The organism is Microcystis sp. M109S1 (genome assembly GCF_020247025.1).
In the GTDB taxonomy this organism is placed as follows: Bacteria; Cyanobacteriota; Cyanobacteriia; order Cyanobacteriales; family Microcystaceae; genus Microcystis.
The window spans coordinates 1-4762 of sequence record NZ_JADBRW010000043.1 but is presented as its reverse complement, the minus strand read 5'-3'; the positions used below and the strand labels follow the sequence as shown (position 1 = coordinate 4762).

Sequence of the window (4762 nt, the reverse complement as noted above, 5' to 3'; positions counted from 1 at the left end):
TCAAAATGGACGGGTCGAAAGTGTCAGACTTAAGCAATTAAGCGTTTTTCGCTATCTGCGTCAACCCCGTTCAGCGACCACCCTAAAAAAGTGGCGTGGTGAGGAATCGCCGTCCGTTTTACGGCGGCGAGGATGTCAACACTCCGGTAAATGAGCCGTTCAACTAAAAAGCGATCGAGGAACCCCTTCTTCTAGATCGCTTTTACTGTCCTTGGCCAAATTTTGAAGATATCCTTAATTTCTCTCTTGTTTAATCTTCCTTTAACTTGGATCTGAAAAAATGCGATTGTTTAGCCTTTTTTTGCAGGTTTTCAGCTAAAAATATGATTCAGGCTATCTATCGTCACCATGGGAAATTTTTATTAACCTTGCTGTCAATTGCTGGCAGTATCAATATTGTTACTGAATCGGCCTCAGCTTTAAATATCACCCGATTGAGCAGCCTTGGCAATAGTACAACTGCTGCTAATAACTTTGGGTCCGAAATTCCCACCTACGACCCCGCTAGTCGCAGATTATTCGTGACCGGTCCCAATAATCGTCTAGATATTGCCGATATCAGCAATCCCGCTAGTCCAATTCGCTTACCCTCGCTCGATCTTAGCTCCTACGGTGCAGGGGTTAACAGCGTTGCCATCAAAAATGGTATTGTGGCCGTGGCCATGGAAGCTAGTACGATTACCAATAACGGCAGTGTGGTCTTTTTCGATACTAATGGTGTCTTTCAGAGTCAGGTTACTGTGGGTGCTTTACCCGATATGTTAACCTTTACTCCTGACGGTAATCGGGTTTTAGTGGCTAATGAAGGGGAAGCGAGAGGCGCGATCAATCCCGATGGTTCCGTTAGTATCATTGACTTAAGTGCTGGTGTTCTCAATCCCACGGTTAACACTGCCACCTTTACCAGTTTTAATGGTCAAGAGAACGGTTTAAGAAATCAGGGAGTCCGTATTTTTCCCGGTCAAACGGTTTCCCAAGATGTGGAACCAGAATACATCACCGTTTCCGAGGATGGAACCTCTGCATGGGTGTCTCTACAGGAAAATAATGCTGTTGCCGTAGTCGATATTGCTAACGCTCAAGTCACCAGTATTTTACCTTTAGGAGCTAAGGATTTTAACGCACCGGGTAATGGTTTAGATGCAAGCGATCGAGATGGGGTAGTATTTGGAGGATCGGCTAATTCCCCAGCAGTGAGAATTAATAATTGGCCGGTTTTTGGCTTATACCAACCGGATACGATCGCCACCGTTACCATCGCCGGACAAACCTATTTAATTACTGCCAATGAAGGGGATACTAGAAATGAGGCCGGACGAGTTTCTACTCTAACTTTAGACCCCAATGTTTTCCCTAATGCGGCAGACTTGCAATTAGCCCGAAATCTCGGCCGTTTAGATGTTTCCACCATCGACGGACTTAATGCCCAAGGTCAATATAGCCAACTTTTTGCCTATGGTGGTCGTTCTTTTTCGATTTGGAATGTCACTAATGGACTGTCCCAAGTCTTCGATAGCGGCGATGATTTTGAACAAATTTTGGCGGCTTTTTCGGCAACTCCCCTAACTGCTAGTATTTTTAATTCCGATGGTACTCCTAGCAGTTTCGATAGTCGTAGCGATAACCGCGGGCCGGAACCGGAAGGTTTAGCAGTAGGAACTGTGGGTAATCGTCTCTATAGTTTTGTGGGAATAGAAAGGGCTGGCGGTTTCATGGTTTATGATATCACCAACCCTAGTAATCCTTTGTTCACTAATTATATCAACGATTGGCAATTAGGCGATATCTCCCCCGAAGGATTATTATTTATTCCCGCTGCCGATAGTCCCAATGGTACTCCCTTGTTAATTGTTGCCAATGAAGTGAGTCGTAATGTGGCAATTTATTCCGTGAAACCTGTCCCAGAACCTAGCGCAGTTTTAGGATTAGTAACCCTCGGATTAGCTGGTTATAGTTTGAAAAAAAGAGGGAATTGCTAATCACATCCCGTAAAATGGTAGCGCCTCCGACCAATGGGGGCGTTTTCCCGTTTGCCAATCCAAATAAGCTAAATCGAGGATAGCGGGGGCATTTATGCCTAAATAACTGGGGGTGGCTAATCTTTGATAGGAAATAGTTAAGTTTTCTAAAGTCTGCTGCCATTGTTCGGGAGTCATCAGGCTATCAGCTAAATAAACCCGATTACCCCCATAGATGCCCACATACAATTGTCCCCTAGTGGCGGGCATTTCTAGGGCTAGATAGGTATCGGGAGGGTAAAAATGTCGTTGTGACCAAGCAAAGGCCGCTAGACTGGAGACGGTAAAAATCGGTAGCTGTAATTGTTGTGCTAGGGTTCTACCGGTGACTAGACCGATGCGGGTACTGGTAAAGCTACCCGGCCCCTTAGCGGTGGCTAGAAAGGCTAAATCTGCCCATTTTTGCGGGGCCAGGAACTGTTTTAGATAGGGGTGGAATAGGTTCGATAAGTCCCTGTCTAAGTCCCAATTTTGTTGACGACTATCATCGCTGAAATTAGAGAGGGCCAGTCCTAGTTGGGGACTGCTGGTATGCAAGGCTAATCCATAGACAGGGGAAGACAAGTCAATCTTTATCAGTAAGTTTTTATGGGTCGCCTGGGATTCGAACCCAAGACCAATCGGTTAAAAGCCGAGTGCTCTACCGCTGAGCTAGCGACCCGTTTCGTGTTCTGCACACGATTCATCAATATAACATCTTATCGGGGCTAAGTCAAGGGGAAATTTAAATTTGATTGACTCGCATTTCCACGATCGCCTCACGGCTACTCTGGGGTTCTAAGTAGGTCAAATGTTCGCCTGTGTTGAGGGCGTTGCGGGGAGCGCTCCAGGGTTCGAGACAGATATAATTTTTATCTTTCAGAGTCCAAAAAACTATAGTTGTATAGAGATCGTCGTAACCGAGGATAATTTGACGTTGATGATAGGAATCACTAAAACTACTTTGATGGCGAGTAATTTGCGGAAAAGCGGCATCAATTTCTTCGAGATTAAAGTCAAAGTGGCCGGAGTAGGAATGGAGGGTTTTGCTGCGTTGGTCGAGGTATTGGGAGGAGGGAATATCAAAGGATAATCGGGTTTTATCGGTGACTTGAAAATAGGGATGTAACCCGATAGAAAAGGGCATTTTTTCGGGGGAAAGATTAATAACTTTTTGGTGAATTTTGAGGCTGTTTCCTTGCAGTTGATAGGTAAAGATTAATTGAAAATCAAAGGGATAGACTTGACGAGTGGACGGATTACTGTTTAATTCTAGGGTTAAACTAGCGGCGGTTTCGGTGCTTTGTTTGCTCACTTGCCAGGGTAAATCACGAGCAAATCCGTGTTGTTTAAGAGTATAGTTTCGGCCTTGGTGTTGATAGGTATTATCGGGTAAGTTGCCACATATCGGGAATAAAATCGGGACTCCTCCGCGGACGCTGAGGTTAGGATATTTAAATCTTTCTGTGTCCAGATATAAAATATCTTCTCCGCAAATTTGCCAACGGGTGATGATTCCTCCCCTAGCGGGAACCACTTCCAGATAAGCGTCAGCCTCTTCATCCTTGAGACAATAGGTAAGATATTGATTTTGCTTTTGAGTGATAGTAAAGGTCATATCAGTTATCAGTTATCAGTTATCAGTCATCAGTTATCAGTTATCAGTTATCAGTTATCAGTTATCAGTCATCAGTTATCAGTTATCGGTACAGCTGACTAAAAAGCTGATTGCTAACATAGAACGTAGGTTGGGTTGAAGCATGAAACCCAACGCCCGATCATGTTACGCTACCACTAACCCATCCTAACAAATAATTGTGCCTCCCTACTTAGCTTAACCAATGAGGTTTTAGATTCGGCCCTTGTGAATAAGCTGGGATAGACTAGCTTTAGATGAAAATTTGGGTAAGAAAATAGGCAATGGCGGCGCTACCAATCGGTACAGTGAGATTATCTATACCTAGTTTCGAGAAAGTTTCTAGAATAGTAGCTCCGATCGCTGTTAATAATGATACTAAAATAATTGGCGGATTAATGCCATTAATAAAAGATAAAATAATCAAGCTGACTAAAAAGCTGATTACTAACATAGTCAGGGAACCCTCTAGACTTTTGCCACTGCCGAAAATTTTGTAGGGATGTTGACCGAAATTTTGTCCGACTAGGGCTGCTAATCCGTCTCCCAAAGCCATAATTAAAATACCCATTGCCGCGTATTCGGGGTGAGAAATTGGCCAAAAATAAGCCACGAGAACACCTATACTAACAGCATAAAAAAAAGTTCCCCAACTGCGGCGACCAACACTATTAAGACTGGGTAAAATGGGAAAAAAATAGGATAGGATAGCAATAATTGCCGCTAGGATAGCGGCGCTTATTCCCACCCAAGCGGGGATATTTAACCACCAGGCAAAAAGGATGACGTTTCCTGTGCCAATGTGGACAACTTTGCGGGTAATTTCGCCATCGGTACTGAAAAGACTTTTTAATTTTTCAGCGATCAGAATCAGAACAGCTAGGTAACAGGCGACTAAACCGATCGAAAATAGGAGAGAGTGGTATAGTTCCACGTGGCAAAAGCGAAAATTGACTATCTATTAGTTTAGGCGATCGAGGTGACATTGTTGACATCCTCACCGCCGTAAACGGACGGTGATTCCCAAACCTCACGATTTAGGTTTCTGCTTCTTTCCCTTGCGGGGTTCCGCAGCTGCCTTAACAGATTTACTCTGTTCTGGTCTTATGGTCGCTCTACAGACTGACAC

At 44.1% G+C, this 4762-nt stretch carries 4 protein-coding genes and 1 tRNA gene; 1 reads left to right on the top strand and 4 read right to left on the bottom strand.

What is annotated here, in order from left to right; translation table 11 throughout:
- Positions 1 to 323: 323 nt before the first annotated feature.
- Positions 324 to 1979: a choice-of-anchor I family protein gene (locus IM322_RS01740; RefSeq protein ID WP_287672475.1), complete on the top strand. Its 1656-nt coding sequence runs from the start codon at positions 324 to 326 to the stop codon at positions 1977 to 1979.
- On the opposite strand, the gene tsaB is transcribed toward IM322_RS01740, so the two are convergent.
- The 4 genes from tsaB to IM322_RS01720 form a co-directional block, all read right to left on the bottom strand.
- Positions 1980 to 2582: a tRNA (adenosine(37)-N6)-threonylcarbamoyltransferase complex dimerization subunit type 1 TsaB gene (gene tsaB, locus IM322_RS01735; RefSeq protein ID WP_287672474.1), complete on the bottom strand. Its 603-nt coding sequence runs from the start codon at positions 2580 to 2582 to the stop codon at positions 1980 to 1982.
- 25 nt (positions 2583 to 2607) lie between these two features.
- Positions 2608 to 2679, bottom strand: a tRNA-Lys gene (locus IM322_RS01730).
- Between the two features lie 63 nt (positions 2680 to 2742).
- On the bottom strand, positions 2743 to 3615 hold the full coding sequence (locus IM322_RS01725) for an aldose epimerase family protein (protein WP_287672472.1): 873 nt from the start codon (positions 3613 to 3615) through the stop codon (positions 2743 to 2745).
- A 271-nt stretch (positions 3616 to 3886) separates the two neighbouring features.
- Complete coding sequence (locus IM322_RS01720; protein ID WP_287672470.1) at positions 3887 to 4567, bottom strand: diacylglycerol/polyprenol kinase family protein; 681 nt, start codon at positions 4565 to 4567, stop codon at positions 3887 to 3889.
- Positions 4568 to 4762 lie beyond the last annotated feature (195 nt).